At 65.8% G+C, this 16,969-nt stretch carries 9 protein-coding genes; 8 read left to right on the top strand and 1 reads right to left on the bottom strand.

Going from position 1 to position 16,969, the window contains the following annotated elements; all coding sequences use genetic code 11:
- Positions 1-23: 23 nt before the first annotated feature.
- The 5 genes from HHL15_RS06750 to HHL15_RS06730 are packed head-to-tail and all read left to right on the top strand — an operon-like array spanning position 24 to position 7,575.
- Positions 24-293 (top strand): PP0621 family protein, encoded by a 270-nt coding sequence (locus tag HHL15_RS06750; protein WP_169145072.1) that lies wholly within the window; start codon positions 24-26, stop codon positions 291-293.
- Entirely contained in the window at positions 290-1,864 is a 1,575-nt protein-coding gene (locus tag HHL15_RS06745) for a sensor histidine kinase (protein WP_235943270.1), read from the top strand. The genes HHL15_RS06750 and HHL15_RS06745 overlap by 4 nt, the downstream gene beginning before the upstream one ends.
- Positions 1,861-3,234, top strand: a complete 1,374-nt coding sequence (locus HHL15_RS06740; protein ID WP_169145071.1) for a sigma-54-dependent transcriptional regulator — start codon at positions 1,861-1,863, stop codon at positions 3,232-3,234. The genes HHL15_RS06745 and HHL15_RS06740 overlap by 4 nt, the downstream gene beginning before the upstream one ends.
- A complete protein-coding gene (locus HHL15_RS26890) occupies positions 3,231-6,638 on the top strand; it encodes an ATP-binding protein (RefSeq protein ID WP_169145070.1) in 3,408 nt (1,135 codons plus the stop codon). The genes HHL15_RS06740 and HHL15_RS26890 overlap by 4 nt, the downstream gene beginning before the upstream one ends.
- A complete protein-coding gene (locus HHL15_RS06730; protein ID WP_169145069.1) occupies positions 6,631-7,575 on the top strand; it encodes a response regulator transcription factor in 945 nt (314 codons plus the stop codon). The genes HHL15_RS26890 and HHL15_RS06730 overlap by 8 nt, the downstream gene beginning before the upstream one ends.
- Before the next feature lie 15 nt (positions 7,576-7,590).
- On the opposite strand, the gene HHL15_RS06725 is transcribed toward HHL15_RS06730, so the two are convergent.
- The gene (locus HHL15_RS06725; RefSeq protein ID WP_169145068.1) at positions 7,591-10,911 is read right to left on the bottom strand and encodes an EAL domain-containing protein; all 3,321 of its coding nucleotides are present in this window, start codon (positions 10,909-10,911) and stop codon (positions 7,591-7,593) included.
- A 368-nt stretch (positions 10,912-11,279) separates the two neighbouring features.
- On the opposite strand from HHL15_RS06725, the gene HHL15_RS06720 reads away from it, so the two are divergent.
- From HHL15_RS06720 to prsK, 3 genes are all read left to right on the top strand, one after another.
- A complete protein-coding gene (locus tag HHL15_RS06720; protein WP_235943269.1) occupies positions 11,280-13,124 on the top strand; it encodes a potassium transporter Kup in 1,845 nt (614 codons plus the stop codon).
- A gap of 280 nt (positions 13,125-13,404) precedes the next feature.
- Positions 13,405-14,790, top strand: coding sequence for a TIGR03013 family XrtA/PEP-CTERM system glycosyltransferase (locus HHL15_RS06715; RefSeq protein ID WP_169145066.1), 1,386 nt, complete (start codon positions 13,405-13,407; stop codon positions 14,788-14,790).
- Positions 14,791-14,872: 82 nt separating this feature from the next.
- A complete protein-coding gene (prsK, locus tag HHL15_RS06710) occupies positions 14,873-16,969 on the top strand; it encodes an XrtA/PEP-CTERM system histidine kinase PrsK (protein ID WP_169145065.1) in 2,097 nt (698 codons plus the stop codon).

Below are 16,969 nucleotides of genomic sequence, written 5' to 3'. Positions count from 1 at the left end.
CCGTCCCTCCGGAGCCCTTTCCCGTGCGCAATCTTCTCCTCTTCGTCCTTTTCCTGATCGGTGTCTTCTACGTGCGGCGTGCGCTGCAGCGAGGGGCTGGAGGAGAGGGGCAGGGCGGCCGCCCCGCCTCGGGCGGAGCCCCGGCCGACACGCCGGAGCGCGCCGGGCCTGCCATCGAACAGATGGTGGCCTGTGCCCACTGTGGCCTGCATGTGCCCGAGAGCGAGGGCTTGAAGAGCGGGGGCCAGTTTTACTGTTCCGACGAACACCGCCGGTTGGGGCCCCGGACATGAGATCCGAGCTCGCCGCCGCCCTGGACATGCAGTTGTCCGGCGGTGAGCAACGTGCGGAACCCCTGCGCTACCTCAACCTGTTCCGGCTGATCCTGGCCGGCGTGTTCCTGGTGGCCGGCCGCCTGCTGCAGCTGGGGGCGGATTCCCCGGTGGTCTTCGTCGCCGCCTCCTTCGCCTACATGGCGGCCATCCTGATCCTCGGTTTCCGCGATGCCGAGCGCCTGCTCGGCCTGGATCGCCTGGTCAGCCTGCAGGTGGTGGTGGACATCACCCTGCTGACGATCATCATGTGGGCCAGCGGCGGCTATCGCAGCGGAATCCCCATCCTGCTGCTGGTGGCGCTGGCCGGCGCCGGGCTGGTGGGACAAGGGCGCATGGTGCTCTTCTATGCGGCCTATGCCACCGTCGCGGTGCTGCTGGAGAACGCCTATCGCTGGCTGGCCGGGCGGGATGCGGCCGACTTCGTCACCGTCGGGATCACCTGCATCGGCTTTTTTGCGATCGCCCAGGTGGCCCGCCTGCTGGCCCAGCGGGCGCTCGCCAATGAAGACCTGGCGCGCAGGCGGGGTGCCGACCTGGCCAACCAGCTGCGGCTCAACCGGCAGATCATCCAGGACATGCAGGACGGTGTGCTGGTGGTGGGCGAGGGCGCCGAGGTGCATCAGTTCAATCCGCAGGCCATCGCGCTGCTCGGCACGCCCCTGCGGGAGGGCGAGCGGCTGCACGACTGCGCGCCGGCTCTGGCCCGCGAGCTGGCCCGCAAGGATGCGCTGGGTGTGTCGGCCCACAGCATGCGTGCGGAAGGCAGCGGCAAGATGCTGCTGGTCCGTTTCCTGCCCGCTGGCGAGGCCGATGACACCCTGATCTACCTCGAGGATTTTGACCGCATCCACCGCCAGATCCAGCAGGTCAAGCTGGCTGCCCTGGGGCGCCTGACCGCCAGCATCGCTCACGAGATCCGCAATCCGCTGGCCTCCGTGTCCCAGGCCGCCGAGCTGCTGGCCGATGAGAAGCGCAGCGAGATGCAGGCCCGTCTGATCCGCATCATCGGCAACAACGCCCAGCGCATCGACCGGCTGGTCGGTGACGTACTGGCGCTGGGGCGACGCGACGAGGCGCTGCCGGAGGCCCTGCCGCTGGAGGCTTTCATCGACGAGTTCCTGGACGAGTTCCAGCTGGCCGGGGGCGCGGCCGTGGAGGGGGTGGTGGTCAGCCAGGTTCCACCCACTCTGAGCTTTGCCATGGATCGCACCCACCTGCGCCAGATCCTCTGGAACCTGGTCGGCAATGCGCGCCGCCACAGCAGCGGTGGGCAGGGCGCCGTGCGCATCCAGGCCAGCGCCCTGGATGACGGCCGGGTGATCCTGGAAGTGGCCGACGATGGTCCGGGGATTGCCGAGGCCTTGCGGGGCCAGATATTCGAACCTTTCTTCACCACCCATTCCAAGGGAACGGGCCTCGGGCTGTATATCGCCCGCGAACTCGCGGAGGCCAATGGCGCCAGCCTCGAACTGTGCCCGGCCGATGGAGGTGGCGCCCGTTTTCGCATTACCGGACGAGCCAAGCCATGACCCAGACCGAAAGAAGGGCCCGCTCCGGCGGCCCCGATGTGCTGATCGTCGACGACGAAGACGATATCCGGGAGTTGCTCGAACTCACCCTGCTGCGCCTCGGCCTGGCCAGTGACGGGGCGGCGACCCTGGCCGAGGCCCGCCAGTTGCTGGGTGGGCGGCGCTATCGCCTGTGCCTGACCGACATGCGCCTGCCCGACGGGGACGGCCTGGAGCTGGTGCGCTACATCTCCGAGAACATCCGCGACCTGCCGGTGGCGGTCATCACTGCCTTTGGCAGCATGGACAACGCGGTGACGGCCCTCAAGGCCGGAGCCTTCGATTACCTGGCCAAGCCGGTGTCGATCGACCAGCTCCGCGCGCTGGTGAAGTCCGTGTTCTCGGTGCGCCCCAAGGAGGAGGACGCCGGGCGCAAGGACAGCTCCAGCCTGATCGGCGATTCGCCGGCGATGGTGCAGGTGCGCTCGCTGATCGAGAAGCTGGCGCGCAGCCAGGCGCCGGTGTTCATCTCGGGTGAGTCGGGCAGCGGCAAGGAGCGGGCGGCGCGCATGATCCACGAGCTGGGGCCGCGTGCGGCGGCGCCCTTCGTGGCGGTCAACTGCGGTGCGATTCCCGAGAACCTCATGGAGAGCGAGTTCTTCGGGGCCCGCAAGGGCGCGTTCACCGGAGCCGACAGCGACCGGGAGGGTTTTTTCCAGGCCGCCCACGGCGGCACCCTGTTCCTCGACGAGGTGGGCGACCTGCCGCTGCCCATGCAGGTCAAGCTGCTGCGCGCGATCCAGGAGAAGAAGTTCCGGCGCCTCGGCGACACGGCGGAAACGGCTGTCGATGTGCGCATCCTCAGCGCCACCCACCAGAACCTGAAGGCCATGGTCGAGGCCTCGCGCTTCCGGCAGGACTTGTTCTACCGGCTCAACGTCATCGAGCTGCGCATGCCCACCCTGCGCGAGCGCATCGAGGATATTCCCGGTCTCGCGGAGATCCTGCTCGACCGGCTCGCCGAGTCGTCGGGGCAGCCGGTGGCGAAGCTCAGCCAGGATGCCGTGGATGCACTCAAGGCCTATTCCTTTCCGGGCAACGTACGCGAGCTGGAGAACGTCCTCGAGCGTGCACTGGCCTTGTCCAGCGGCGAGCTGATCCACGCGGAGGATCTCCTGCTCGATCCGTCGGACGTGGGTGAAGCCCACCCGGCGGCGCCGGCAGAGCCCGGCGGGGCCGCGCTGCAGGATTACCTGGACAAGGTGGAGCGGCATGCCATCGAGGACGCCCTCGAAAAATCCGGCGGCAACCGCACCGCCGCGGCCCGGTCCCTGGGGGTGACCTTCCGCTCCCTGCGCTACCGCCTCGAGCGCCTGGGCATGAAGGAGTGACGGACCCGGCGCCAGCTTCGGCCGAAGACCCGCAGGATGCCGTCCAGCGGGTGGTCAAGGTCCGTCGCGACTACAACACCTGGGTCGCCCGCGAGACCATCGAAGACTACGCCCTGCGCTTCACCCCGCGAAGCTTCCGGCGTTGGTCCGAACTGCGGGTGGCCAACACCGCCTTCGGGGTGGCGTCCTTCCTGGTGCTGGAGGCGGTGGGGGCGACCCTGCTGGTCGGCTACGGTTTCGCCAACGCGTTCTGGGCAATCCTCGCCACGGGTCTGATCATCTTCCTGGCCGGCCTGCCGGTGAGCATCTATGCCGCCCGCTACGGGGTGGACATGGACTTGCTGACCCGCGGCGCGGGCTTCGGCTACATCGGCTCCACCCTGACCTCGCTGATCTACGCGTCCTTCACCTTCATCTTTTTTGCCCTCGAGGCGGCGATCATGGCTTATGCGCTGGATCTCGCCTTCGACATTCCGCCGGCCTGGGGCTACCTGATCTGCGCGGTGGTGGTGATTCCGCTGGTCACCCACGGGGTCACCGCGATCAGCCGCCTGCAGACCCTGACCCAGCCTCTCTGGCTGATGATGCTGGTGGTGCCCTATGTGTTCGTGTACATGGAGCGGCCCGATGTGCTCACCGGCATCACCGGCTATCCGGGCGAGAGCGGAGGGGGCGGCGGCTTCCATCTGCCGGCCTTCGGGGCCGCGCTGACCGTGGGCATCGCCCTGATCACCCAGATGGGGGAGCAGGCCGACTACCTGCGCTTCATGCCCGAGAAGACCCCGGCCAACGCCCGCCGCTGGTGGGCCGGGGTGCTCCTGGGGGGGCCGGGCTGGGTGGTGCTGGGGGTGGTCAAGATGCTTGGCGGCGCGCTGCTGGCCTATCTGGCGATCAGCAATTCGGTGCCGGCCGAGCGGGCGGTGGACCCCAACCAGATGTACCTGGCCGCCTACGAATACGTCTTTCCCGACCTGCACTGGGCGGTGGCGGCAACGGCCCTGTTCGTGGTGGTGTCCCAGCTCAAGATCAACGTCACCAACGCCTATGCCGGATCCCTGGCGTGGTCGAACTTCTTTGCCCGGCTGACCCATAGCCACCCTGGGCGGGTGGTGTGGGTGGTCTTCAACACCGTGATCGCCCTGGTCCTGATGGAGCTGGACGTGTTCCAGGCCCTCGGCCAGGTGCTCGGCCTGTATGCCAACGTGGCCATCGCCTGGATGATGGCGGTGGTGGCCGACCTGGTGATCAACAAGCCCCTGGGACTGTCGCCGCCGGGCATCGAGTTCAAGCGCGCCCACCTCTACGATGTGAATCCGGTGGGGGTGGGGGCGATGGGGATTGCCTCGGTGCTGTCGGTGCTGGCCTGGCTGGGCCTGTTCGGGGCGGAGGCACAGGCCTTCTCGGCGCTGATTGCCCTGGTCACCGCCTTCGTCGCCTCACCGCTGATCGCCTGGGCCACCGGCGGGCGCTACTACCTGGCCCGCCAGCCCGGGCCGGCGGTGGCGGGAACGCGCCGCTGCGTGATCTGCGAGCGCGACTATGAATCCGACGACCTGGCCCGCTGCCCGGCCTACCAGGGAGACATCTGCTCCCTGTGCTGTTCGCTGGACGCCCGCTGCAACGATGTATGCAAGCCCCAGGCCCGCCTGTCGGCCCAGTGGTCGGCGGCCCTGCGCCGGGTCCTGCCGGCGTCGGCGACGCCCTTCCTGGAGAGCGGGCTGGGCCACTATCTGTTGTTGATGGGCTTCATCGCGCCTGGGCTGGCCCTGCTGGTGTGGCTGCTCTACCACCTCGGCCTCAACCTGCTGGGCGACAGCGCCGAGGCTTTCGCCCAGGCCCTGCAACTGGCCTTCCTGAAGGGCTATGCGGCCTTGCTGTTGCTGGCCGGACTGGTGGTGTGGTGGCTGGTGCTGACCCACAAGAGCCGCCTGGTGGCCCAGGAGGAGTCCAATCGCCAGACTCATCTGCTGATGCGCGAGATCGAGTCCCACCGGCGCACCGACGAGCAACTGCAGCGGGCCAAGCAGGCGGCGGAGCTGGCCAACCAGGCCAAGAGCCGCTACATCACGGCGATCAGCCACGAGCTGCGCACGCCCCTCAACAGCATCCTCGGCTATGCCCAGATCCTGGATGGCGACGACTCGATTCCGCCCCACCGGCGCCAGGCCATCAACGTGATCCGGCGCAGCGGCGATCATCTGCTGTCGGTGATCGAGGGCACCCTGGATATCGCCCGCATCGAGGGAGGCAAGCTGGCGCTCGACGTGAAGGCGCTGGATTTCCGCGATTTCCTGCAGCAGATCGTCGGCATGTTCGAACTGCAGGCCCGCAACAAGGGGCTGGCCTTCCGCTACGAACCCTGCGGCGAGCTGCCGGCCTTCGTGCGGGCCGACGAAAAGCGCATGCGCCAGATCCTGATCAATCTGCTGGGCAATGCGGTCAAGTTCACCGCCCGCGGCCATATCGCCCTGCGGGTCGCCTACCGCATGGAGATGGCCACCTTCGAGGTCGAGGACAGCGGGCCGGGGATTTCCAGGGAGGAAGTCGAGCGCATCTTCGAGCCCTTCTCCCGCGGCAGCTCGGCCCAGGGGGCGGGCGGGGCGGGCCTCGGCCTGACCATCAGCCGCATGTTCGCCGACGTGATGGGCGGCGAGTTGACCCTGCGCAGCGAGCCGGGAGCCGGCAGCACCTTCCGGGTGCGCCTGTTCCTGCCTCAGGTGCAGGGGGCGGCGGCCGCGCGGGAGCTGCCGCGGCGCCATCCGGCGGGCTACCGCGGCGAGCGGCGGCGCATCCTGATCGTGGACAACGAGCGGGTGGACCGGGAGCTCCTGATCACCCTGCTCGAGCCGCTCGGCTTCGTGCTGGCCCAGGCGGCCTCGGGGCCCGAGTGCCTGGCGCTGCTGCCGGATTTCGATCCGGATCTGGTCTTCATGGATCTGGCCATGCCGGGCATGGATGGCTGGGAGACGGTGCGGCGGATCCGCGTGGGAGGGCGCCCGGACCTGCCGGTGGCCATCATCTCGGCCAATGCCTACGAGCGGGGCATCCATTCCGATGACAACGAGCTCGGCATCGGCGCCGGGGACTTCTTCCTCAAGCCGGTGCAGGTGGCCGAACTGCTCGACTGGACCGGCCGCCGCCTGGCCCTCGACTGGCTGGAGGCCGATCAGCCGCCGCCGCCCGCGGTGCTGCCGGAGGGGCTGGTCTACCCACCGGCCGAACACCTTGCGGCGCTTGGCCGGCAGGTCGATCTGGGCTACGTGAAGGGCATTCTGGCCTGCCTTGACGAGATTGAGGCGGCAGATCCGGCCCATGCACGCTTCGTGGCCGAGGTGCGCGGCCTGACCCGCAATTTCCGCCTTGAGGCGATCCCCCCTTTGCTGGAGAAAGCGGCCCATGCCTGAATTCGACCGGCTCAACTCCGATCTGGTGCTGATCGTGGACGACATTCCCGAGAACCTCTCGGTGCTCCACGACGCGCTGGACGAGGCGGGCTATACGGTGCTGGTGGCGACCAACGGCGAGAGCGCGCTGCAGCGCGCCCGCCACAGCCTGCCGGACGTGATCCTGCTCGACGCGATGATGCCGGGCATGGACGGCTTCGAGGTGGCGCGGCGGATGAAGGCCGACTTCGCCACCCGGCACATCCCGATCGTCTTCATGACCGGCTTGACCGAGACCGAGCACGTGGTGGCCGCCTTCGATGCCGGCGGTGCCGACTACGTGACCAAGCCGATCCGGCCTCAGGAGGTCCTGGCCCGCATTGCCGCCCACATGCAGAGCGCCCGCCTGATGAAGCAGGCGCGCACGGCCCTCGACGCGGTGGGCCAGGCGACCCTGGCGATGCGGCCCGACAGCGGGCGGGTGGTGTGGCAGACGCCCCTGGCCCGCAAGCTGATGCAGGATTTCTTCCCCGGCCATGAGGACAGCGCGCCGGCGGCGGTGATGGCGTGGGCGCATGAGTCGGCGCGGGCCCGCCGCGAGGGGCGGGAGTTTCCGCCCCTGCATCTCAACCAGGCCGCCCGGCGGCTCATCTTCAACCTGCATGAGCGTACCGGCGACGACGAGTGGCTGCTGTTGCTGCGCGAGGAGTCGGACGCCGCCATGGTGGATGGGCTGATGGCGGCCTTCCGCCTGACGGCCCGGGAGGCCGAGGTGCTCTACTGGGTGATCAAGGGCAAGACCAGCCCCGACATCGGCGAGATCCTCGGGTCCAGCCCGCGCACTGTTAACAAGCACCTCGAGCATGTGTTCGCCAAGTTGGGGGTTGAGAACCGCACCGCCGCCGCCGCGGTGGCGCTGGCGCGCCTGCGGGTGGGCGGGGGCGAGGCACCGGCCTGAACCCGCGTCCGGCGCTCAGGCCGGTGCGTGCGCCTGGCTGGCCAGCAGTTCGGTGATGGCGGTGGCCGGCAGGGGGCGGGAGAACAGGTAGCCCTGCATCACCGCGCACTGGCGTTCGAGCAGGAAATCCCGCTGGGCCTCGGTCTCGACACCCTCGGCAACCACTTCGAGGCCCAGGTCCCGGGCGATCGACAGGGTCGCCGTGGCGATCGCTGCATCTTCCGGGTCGCCCGGCAGGTCGCGGACGAAGGAGCGGTCGATCTTCAGCCGGGTGAGGGGCAGGCGCTTGAGATAGGACAGGCTGGAGTAGCCGGTGCCGAAGTCGTCGAGCGCCAGCCCGAGTCCCAGCTTGCGCAGGCTCGCGAACTGAGCCTCGGTCTCGACACTCGGCTGCATCAGCGCGCTTTCGGTGATCTCCAGCTCGAAGTGGCTGGGCGACACGCCGGAATCGGCAAAGACCTGGCGGACGTGCCCGGCAAAGTCCGCACGGCGGAACTGCAGCGCCGAGATGTTCACGGCAATGGTCAGGGGTGGAAGCCCGGCGGCCTGCCAGGCGGCCTGCTGGCGACAGGCTTCGTGGAGGACCCAGTCACCGATGCTCTGGATGAGGCCGGTCTCTTCGGCCAGGGGAATGAACTCGGCCGGCGAGATGCGCCCGCGTTCCGGGTGGTTCCAGCGCACCAGGGCCTCGACGCCGATCAGGCGCTGCCCCGGCATGGCCCACTGGGGTTGGTAGTCGAGCTCCAGCTCCTCGCGTTCGAGGGCGTGGCGGAGGGCGTTCTCGAGCATCAGGCGAGCGTAGGCCCGGTTGTTCATGTCCGGCGTGAAGAAGCGGAAGTCGTTGCGCCCGGCGCTCTTGGCGTCGTACATGGCGGTGTCGGCGTGCTTGAGCAGAATATCCACGTCGGCGCCGTTGGCCGGATACAGGGCGATGCCGATGCTGGTGGAGGTGCTCAGCTCCTGCCCGTCGATGTCGAAGGGGCGGGTCAGGCTACCGATGAGTTTGCGGGCGACGATGGCCGCGTCATCGCCCGTATGGATCTGCGGCAGCAGCACCACGAACTCGTCACCGCCAAGTCGCGCCAGCACATCTTCCTCGCGCAGGCACAGGGCGAGGCGCTGGGCCGCGGCGGCGAGAAGGCGGTCGCCGACCGGGTGGCCGAGGGTGTCGTTGATCTTCTTGAAGTTGTCCAGATCAAGGAAGAGCACGCCCATGCGCAGGTGATTGCGCCGGGCGATGGCCAGGGCCTGCTCGGCCCGGCTGGCCCACAGGCTGCGGTTGGGCAGCCCGGTGAGCATGTCGTAGTGGGCCAGGTAGTGGATATGAGCCTCTGCTGCCCGGCTGGCGGTGACGTCCTGGGCGGTGCCGCGCAGGGGCTTGTCGCCGTCGCTGCGGTCGCCGGCTTCTATCGTGAAGTGAACCATCCGTTCCGGGAGTGCCCCGTCGCCCAGGGGCACGCGGATGTCGAGGCTGGCGGCGGCCTGGCCGTGCTTCATCTGCTCGAAGGCCTCTTCAAGCGTGATCCTGTCGTCGGGGTGGGCGGCGTTCTTGAGATCGGTGAGGGAGAGGCTCTCGCGGTAGGGCAGGCCGAGGATGGTGAACAATTCGGCGGAGCCGTGGCCCCGTTCGCTGACTGGGTCCACTTCCCAGCTTCCCAGGCGGGCGATGCGCTCGGCGTGAGTCAGCATGGCCTGCTGGGTGCGCAGCCGGCGGGTGGCATCGGCCAGCTCCTGGGTGCGTTGCTGAACCATCTCCTCGATGCGTCGGGCGCGCCCGGTGGAGGAGAGCAGGAAGGCCCCGAGCATGCCGGTGCTGAGCAGGCCGATGGCCAGCAGGATCCAGGCCTCCCAGCCGCGGTACAAGGTGCTGTAGCCGGGGGTGACCGAGAAGCTGATGCTCCAGCGGCGTCCGGCGAAGTCAAAGCTGTCCACCCAGGGTTCGATGCCGCCCGGGGCTGTCTCGTCTGTTGCAGGGCAGTTTTCGTGGCCGGCCAGCCGGTGTCCCAGGGGGGCATCGGGGGCGCGCTCGGTCAGGCAATAGACCATGCCGGGCATGGGGTAGTGTCGCAATACGCTTTGCACCGCATCCTCGATGCGCAGTGCCACGAAGGCGATGCCCTGAGGTGGGCCTGACGGGCCGGTCTGGGAGGTGGAGCCCGTGATGGGGCCTGTGGTGCGCTGATAGACCACCACGCCCAGCTTCCCCTCGGTTTCCTGGGTCAGCTCAAAGGCCCGGGTGCTGGCAGCCTTGCCGCTTCCCAGGCTGCGATGGACCGCCTCCACGGCATTCGGGACCGACAGGACGTTGACGCCCAGGGCCCGCCGGTTGCTCTCCAGTGGCGCGATGAAACGGATCGGATAGTAGTCGGAGCGCGCCGCGGCCGGGTGCAGGATGTTCTGTCGATCGCGGTCGCGGATCATGAAATCTGGTGTGCTTGCCGAGGCTCGGGCTGCGGCTTCAAAGGCTGCACGTCCGCTGGCGGATACATGGGGAATCCAGCCGATGGCCTGGAGACCGTCGAAGCGGGCCAGCCAGGGAGCGGCAAATTCCTGGAAGCCCTGCTGATCCATGCCAGGTGCCGCGACCATGACGCGTTCGGTCGCCTGGAGAACGCCGGTGTAGTCCTCGAAGCGCTTGCGCAGCATGCTGGACAGGTAGTGGGCATCACGCTCGAAACGGGTCTGCAGGCGCTCCTGCTCCCAGCGTGCAACCTGGATCTCGAGTGCGGCAAGAATGAGCAGTGCGACCAGCATCGGCAGGGCGATGCTGAGCCGGCGGGGAGCCCAGTCCTGACGGGGCTGGCCAATGAAGGCCAGGGCGAGGGGGGTGGCGATGAGAATCCCGACGGCGTCTCCGGCCCACCAGTTCCACCAGGTGAAGGCGGCCTCGGAGAGGGGCAGGCTGCCGGATATGACCAAGGCGCTGGTGCCGAAGCTGGCGCCGATCAGGCAGCTCACGGGCCCGACCAGAAACAGGAAGCGCAGGATGGGACCGGCCGTGTCGAGGGGAAAGCGGCTCCAGCGCTGGGCCAGCGCGGCGCCGGCGAAGGCCTGCAGGACGGCGCCGATGCCGACGATAAGGGGGGTGACCTGCGCCCAGCCTTCCAGTCCGGTCTGTAGCACGGCACCGATGTTGGTGAGGATCGCTCCAGCCATGATTGCCGGCCAGATTTGTCTGCCGAAGCTGAGCACGGCAGCCAGGGCAATACCCGCAGCGGGATAGAGCGGTGAGACATAGCCAGGCGGAATGGCGATATGCAGTGCAAGCAGGCCACAGATGGTATAGGCCGCGGCGACACCGGCAAGATGGCGAAGGGTCGAGGTGGAAAGGGGCATCCGCGTGGGTTGTCGTCGTTTCTGGAGTATTGGGTGTTCCGCTGGAGCAGGATCTGGCGCGATTTCCGGTGTTGGGTCTGTCCTAATCTCCCCAGTGTCGTGCCGGGCGTAATCGTAAGCAATCGGACGGCAATACAGGTGGTGAAGAATCACGCTTCCCGTTCTGCTTTTGCTGCAATGCGGTAGTATCTCGCACCCATCCGGGGCCGTCGCCCGGATTGCCTGCCACCAGGAGGGATGGCACATCGGGTCTTCGTCCCGGTTGCCGCCCGTCGTGGCGTATTGTCATAGTGCTCCGATCGCTACGGGAGAGTTGAATGTCTGCGAACAGTGTCGCAGGTCACGATAAGTGCTCGCGAACCCAGGTTATGCCTGTCGCCCTGGCCGCGATGGGGGTGGTGTTCGGTGATATCGGAACCAGCCCTCTTTACACGATGAAGGAAGTCTTCAACGCACATCACGGGCTGGCGGTGACGCCGGACAATGTACTGGGCGTGCTGTCCCTGGTGTTCTGGGCGCTCACCATTGTAGTGTCGCTGAAGTACGTGGTCTTCATCATGCGGGCCGACAATCGGGGAGAGGGGGGGATCATGGCCCTCACCTCCCTGGCCTTGCGGACAACCCGTTCGCCCCGCCTGGCTTCTGCGATGGCCGCTGTGGGGCTGTTCGGGGCGGCACTGTTCTATGGTGACGGGGTCATCACGCCGGCCATCTCGGTCCTCTCCGCAGTCGAGGGGCTGGAGGTGGCCACCCCGGCGTTCAGGCCGTACGTGCTGCCCATCTCGCTGGTGGTGCTGACCGGTCTGTTCCTGATCCAGAGCAAGGGAACGGCGCGGGTCGGAGCGGTGTTCGGCCCTGTGATGCTGTTCTGGTTCGCCACCCTCGGCGTGCTGGGAGCCATCAACGTACTCCGGCATCCGGACGTGCTGCGGGCCATCAACCCTGCGTATGCGCTGGCTTTTTTCGAGGCCAACCGCGGTCTGGGTTTCCTTGCCCTGGGGGCAGTGGTGCTGGCCATCACCGGCGGTGAGGCCTTGTATGCGGATATGGGCCATTTTGGGCGACGCCCCATCAAGATGGCCTGGTTCGGCTTCGTCTTTCCGGCGCTGTATCTGAATTACCTGGGGCAGGGCGCACTGATCCTCGATAACCCGGAGGCGGTGAAGAACCCGTTCTACCTGCTGGTGCCCGAGCCGTTGCTCTATCCGATGGTGGCCTTGTCCACGCTGGCGACGATCATCGCCTCGCAGGCGGTCATTTCGGGGGCCTTCTCACTGACCAAGCAGGCGGTCCAGCTGGGGTACTCGCCGCGTATCCACGTGGTTCACACTTCCGAAAAGGAAGTCGGGCAGATTTACGTTCCCAACGTGAACTGGATGCTGCTGGCCTCGGTGGTAGCCTTGGTGCTGGGCTTCCGTTCCTCCAGTGCCCTTGCTTCGGCCTACGGCATCGCCGTCACGCTGACGATGATGATTGATACGGTGCTGGCCTTCTTCGTGGTGAGGACCCTGTGGAACTGGGGGCTGGGGGCATCGCTCGCCTTCTTGCTGCTCTTCTTCTCGGTCGATTTCGCGTTCTTCTCGGCCAACACGGTCAAGATCTTCGACGGGGGATGGTTCCCGCTGGCCCTGGGGCTTGCCATCCACACCCTGTTGATGACCTGGAAGCAGGGCCGGGCGGCGCTGGCCGAGCGCATGCGCATCGATACGATGCCCCTGGATCTGTTCATTCAGTCGATGTTCCACGATCCTCCGATCAGGGTGCCGGGAACCGGCGTGTTCATGACCACCGCGCCCGACGGCGTGCCACGAGCCTTGCTGCACAACCTGCTGCACAACAAGGTGCTGCATGCCAGGGTGGTGCTGGTCAATGTGATCACTGACGATGTGCCCTATGTGCCGGCGAGTGAGCGGGTGAGGGTGGAGGAGCTCGACTTCGGTTTCTTCCGGGTCTTCGTCCGCTATGGCTTCAAGGACGACCCGGACATCCCTTCGGCGCTGGGCTTGTGCGAGAGCCAGGGGCTGCCGTTTGAGCTGATGGAGTCGTCCTTCTTCCTGGGGCGTGAAAATCTTATCCCCAAGGCCAGCTCTTTCCTCGGTCTGTGGCGCAAGCGTCTGTTCATCCTCATGTTCCGGAATGCCCACAGTGCGGCGGATTTCTTCTGCATTCCGGCCAACCGGGTCGTGGAGTTCGGGACGCAGGTTGAATTGTGAGGAGCGCCAGGCGCCCGATATGGGTTGTTCCGGGGGGCGTGCCGACCGTGAAATATTTTTTTTGCGTGACGGGGATCACGGGCGTCCCGGCCGCTTCGCGCTATCGTGCAGCCATACGATTTCTCACGCATTTGGCAAGTCGGGCGGGTCTTTGATGCAGGGTCGGAATTCGATCTTCATGAACAATTAACCGCTTTTTCACAGGGTTGCAAAATCTGCGGCTCTCCTGGTCATCTGATTTGCATGGATCGTCGTCCCCGCGGGGCGACTGGAGCTCGAGATGCTGAAACTGTTCAATCATTACGTTCCGTCGAACACGGTGTTGCAGGTGCTCTTCGATGCACTCCTGCTGTTTGTTGCCGTGATGGTGGTGTTTGGCCTTCAGAGCAGGCTGGATGCGGGTCTGGTGGCGGAAGTGGTGCCGTCGGCGCTGGCATTTGCCGTCACCATGATGATCCTCAATGGTGCGCTCGGGCTCTATCGGACGGGATTTGGTGGTAACTTCCGCGACACCTTGATGCGGGTGGTCATGTCCATCGCGCTGAGCATTCCCGTTGCCTACGGTATCTTCCGGGTTCTTCCGTGGGGCGAATTTGCCCACGATGCGATGGAAATCAATGTGGTGGTGCTGCTCGGGTTCGTCGTTGCCGTTCGTGGATTTGCCGTCAGGCGTGTGGGAGCAGGAGTGTTGGTGAAACGTATCATGGTGATTGGCACCGGCGCGGACGCCGTGGCGGTGGAGCATGCTCTGACGCATCCGGCAAACAGCAGCCTGCAGGTGGTGGGCTTCTATCCCGCAGGTCCGGGAGAGGATGTCCGTGTCGATCCGAAGCGTGTCGTCCATTTCGACGGCAACCTGCTGGCGGCTGCCAACCATCTGCGTGTCGACGAGATCATCGTGGCCCTGAAGGAGCGGCGTGGCGGAGTGATCCCCCTGCGTGAGTTGCTTGACTGCAAGATGGCGGGCATCAAGGTGCTCGACCTGTCCAGCTTCTTTGAGCGTGTACGGGGTCAGGTGCGCATCGATTCGCTGCGGGCGAGCTGGTTGATCTACGGTGAAGGTTTCCGGCAGGGCTGGGGACGCACTCTCGTCAAGCGCGTCTTCGACATCGTGGTGTCCCTGATCCTGCTCGTGCTGGCCACCCCCGTGATGATCCTGGCTGCGCTCATGATCGTGATCGAGGATGGCGCGCCGGTCTTCTACCGTCAGGAGCGCGTCGGTCTGGGGGGGCGCCTCTTCAAGGTGACCAAGTTCCGCAGCATGCGTCGTGACGCCGAACGCGATGGCAAGCCCCGTTGGGCGGCGGCCAATGATGACCGTGTGACCCGTGTCGGCCGGTTCATCCGCAAGGTCCGCATCGATGAGCTGCCGCAGCTGTTCAATGTGCTGAAGGGCGACATGAGCCTGGTCGGCCCGCGGCCCGAACGCCCCTTCTTTGTCGATCAGCTGACCCGTGACATTCCTTTCTATGCCGTCCGCCACTGCGTCAAGCCGGGTGTGACGGGCTGGGCCCAGGTCCGCTACCAGTACGGCTCCTCGGTGGATGATGCAATCAACAAGCTGCAGTACGATCTTTATTACGTCAAGAACCACACGCTGTTTCTCGATACCGTGGTCCTCTTCGAGACAGTACGGGTCGTGCTGACCGGCGATGGGGCGCACTGACCCGGCAAGGCTCCGGCACCCGGAGTAAAGCCGGACGCTCCCGACCTGGTCGGGGGCGTCTTTTTTCGTTGACCGAGGCCTGATGGAATCCACTTTCTCGCAAGTGCCGGTGTGGAGCTATGCCGCCGCCGCAGTCGCTCATGCCTTGTTCGGCATCTATCTGGGGCTCGCCTGGAAACAGGGGTCCCGCGGCGGTTTCCTGATTGTCGCCGTAGGGATCAGCGTAGCCTGGGCCGCCCTGAACTGGCTTTTTGCTGTGCTGGGCTGGGCCTGGCTCTTCCAGCTGGCCAATCTGCTGGATGTCCTCCGCATGGGGGGGTGGTTCGCTTTCCTGGTGGCATTGCTGCGCCAGCCCTCCGCGCTGGAGGGAGAGGTCGTGGTGCCCCAGTGGCCGCGTCTGGTGACGATGGCCGTGGTGTCGCTTGCCGCCTTCGGTGTGCTGTGCCTTTCTCTCAGGTTTCCGGTGTACGGCACGCCGCTGCGGACCTGGGCCGGCACTTCACTGTTCACGGCTGTTTATGGCCTGGTCCTGCTTGAGTTCTTCTACCGCTCCATCCCGGAACGTTCCCGCTGGGGAGGCAAGCCGGTTGCCCTGGCCCTGGGGAGCTTGTTCGCGTTCGATGTGTATATGTTTGCGGACGCCTTGATGTTCAGTCGTCTGGATCCGGTTGTCTGGAGTGTCCGCGGCTTGGCTCACTCCCTCACCATTCCATTGGTGGCGATTTCCGCATCGCGCAATCCAGAATGGACTTTCCGGATCGCGGTTTCCCGTCATGTGGTCTTCCATTCGACAGCCCTTGCGGCGTCGGGGCTCTATCTGCTGCTGATTGCAGGTGCGGGCTACTACATGCGCTACTTCGGTGGCGAATGGGGCGAAGCCATGCAGCTCGTGCTGCTCTTCGGGGGAGCCTTGTCGCTGGTGGTGCTCGCATTTTCGGGGGCGTTCAGGGCACGTTTGCGTGTTCTTCTGGCCAAGCATTTCTTCGCTTACCGGTATGACTACCGTACGGAGTGGTTGGGTGTGACCCAGGCGCTTTCTGTCGCCGGAGATGGCTCCAGTCTGGGGGAGTCGGTGGTCAAGGCGCTGTCTGATCTGGTGGAGAGTCCTGGCGGAGGCGTCTGGTTGAGAGGGGCGGATGGTAACTTCAGCCAGCAGGCGCGTCTCAATATGCCCCATAGTGGTGTTGTCGAGCATGAGGATTCTGATTTCTGCCGCTTCCTCAGGGAGCGTGAATGGGTCGTCAATCTTGAGCAGATGCGCAGCGGGATGTCCCGGGAGAGCGAAGCCGGCGTGCCGGAGTGGGCCTCTGAAATTGCCGACATGTGGTTGATTGTTCCGCTGATTTCGTCGGGTGTCCTGGTCGGTTTCGTGATGCTCCTGACGCCGCGCACCCCCGTGGATGTCAATTGGGAGGTTCTCGATCTGCTCAAGACGGCAGGGCGCCAGGCCGCCAGTTACTTTGCGCGGATGCAGGCCACCGAAGCCCTGATCGAGGCTCGCAAGTTCGATGCCTTCAACCGGATGTCCGCTTTCGTGGTGCATGATCTGAAGAACCTGGTTGCGCAGATGTCCCTGATGCTGCGCAACGCGGAGCGTCACAAGGATAATCCGGAGTTTCAGGCCGACATGCTGGATACCGTGCGCCACGTGGAGGAGCGCATGCGCGGACTGATGGCCCAGTTGATGGAGAAGACGCCGATCAATCAGCGCAAACCGGTTGCGCTCAAGAGTCTGCTCGAGCATATCGTCCAGTCGAAGCGGATGTTCTATCCGCGGCTGAGTTTCAGTGACGGGGCACCCGAGCTTGCCGTGCTTGCCCATGCGGAACGACTTGAGCGTATCCTCGGCCATATCGTGCAAAATGCCCTCGACGCAACTTCCGAGCATGGTAGTGTGTCAGTCGAACTATCCCAGGAGAGTAAGCAGGCCTGCATCACGGTGCGCGATACGGGGTCGGGCATGTCTGCAGCATTCATACGGGATCAGTTGTTCAAGCCTTTCCAGACAACCAAGGCAAGTGGCATGGGGATAGGAGCCTACGAATCGCAGCAGTACGTGCGAGAGCTGGGGGGCCATCTGGTGGTGCACAGCGAGGTCGGATCAGGATCCCGCTTTGACATTCGCCTGCCTCTTGCCGAGACCGTCAGGAACAGCGGTAACGAAGCGGTGGCAAACTAG

The sequence above is a fragment of the Zoogloea dura genome (assembly GCF_012927165.1).
GTDB lineage: Bacteria > Pseudomonadota > Gammaproteobacteria > Burkholderiales > Rhodocyclaceae > Zoogloea > Zoogloea dura.
This window is presented reverse-complemented; position numbering and strand designations above follow the sequence as displayed.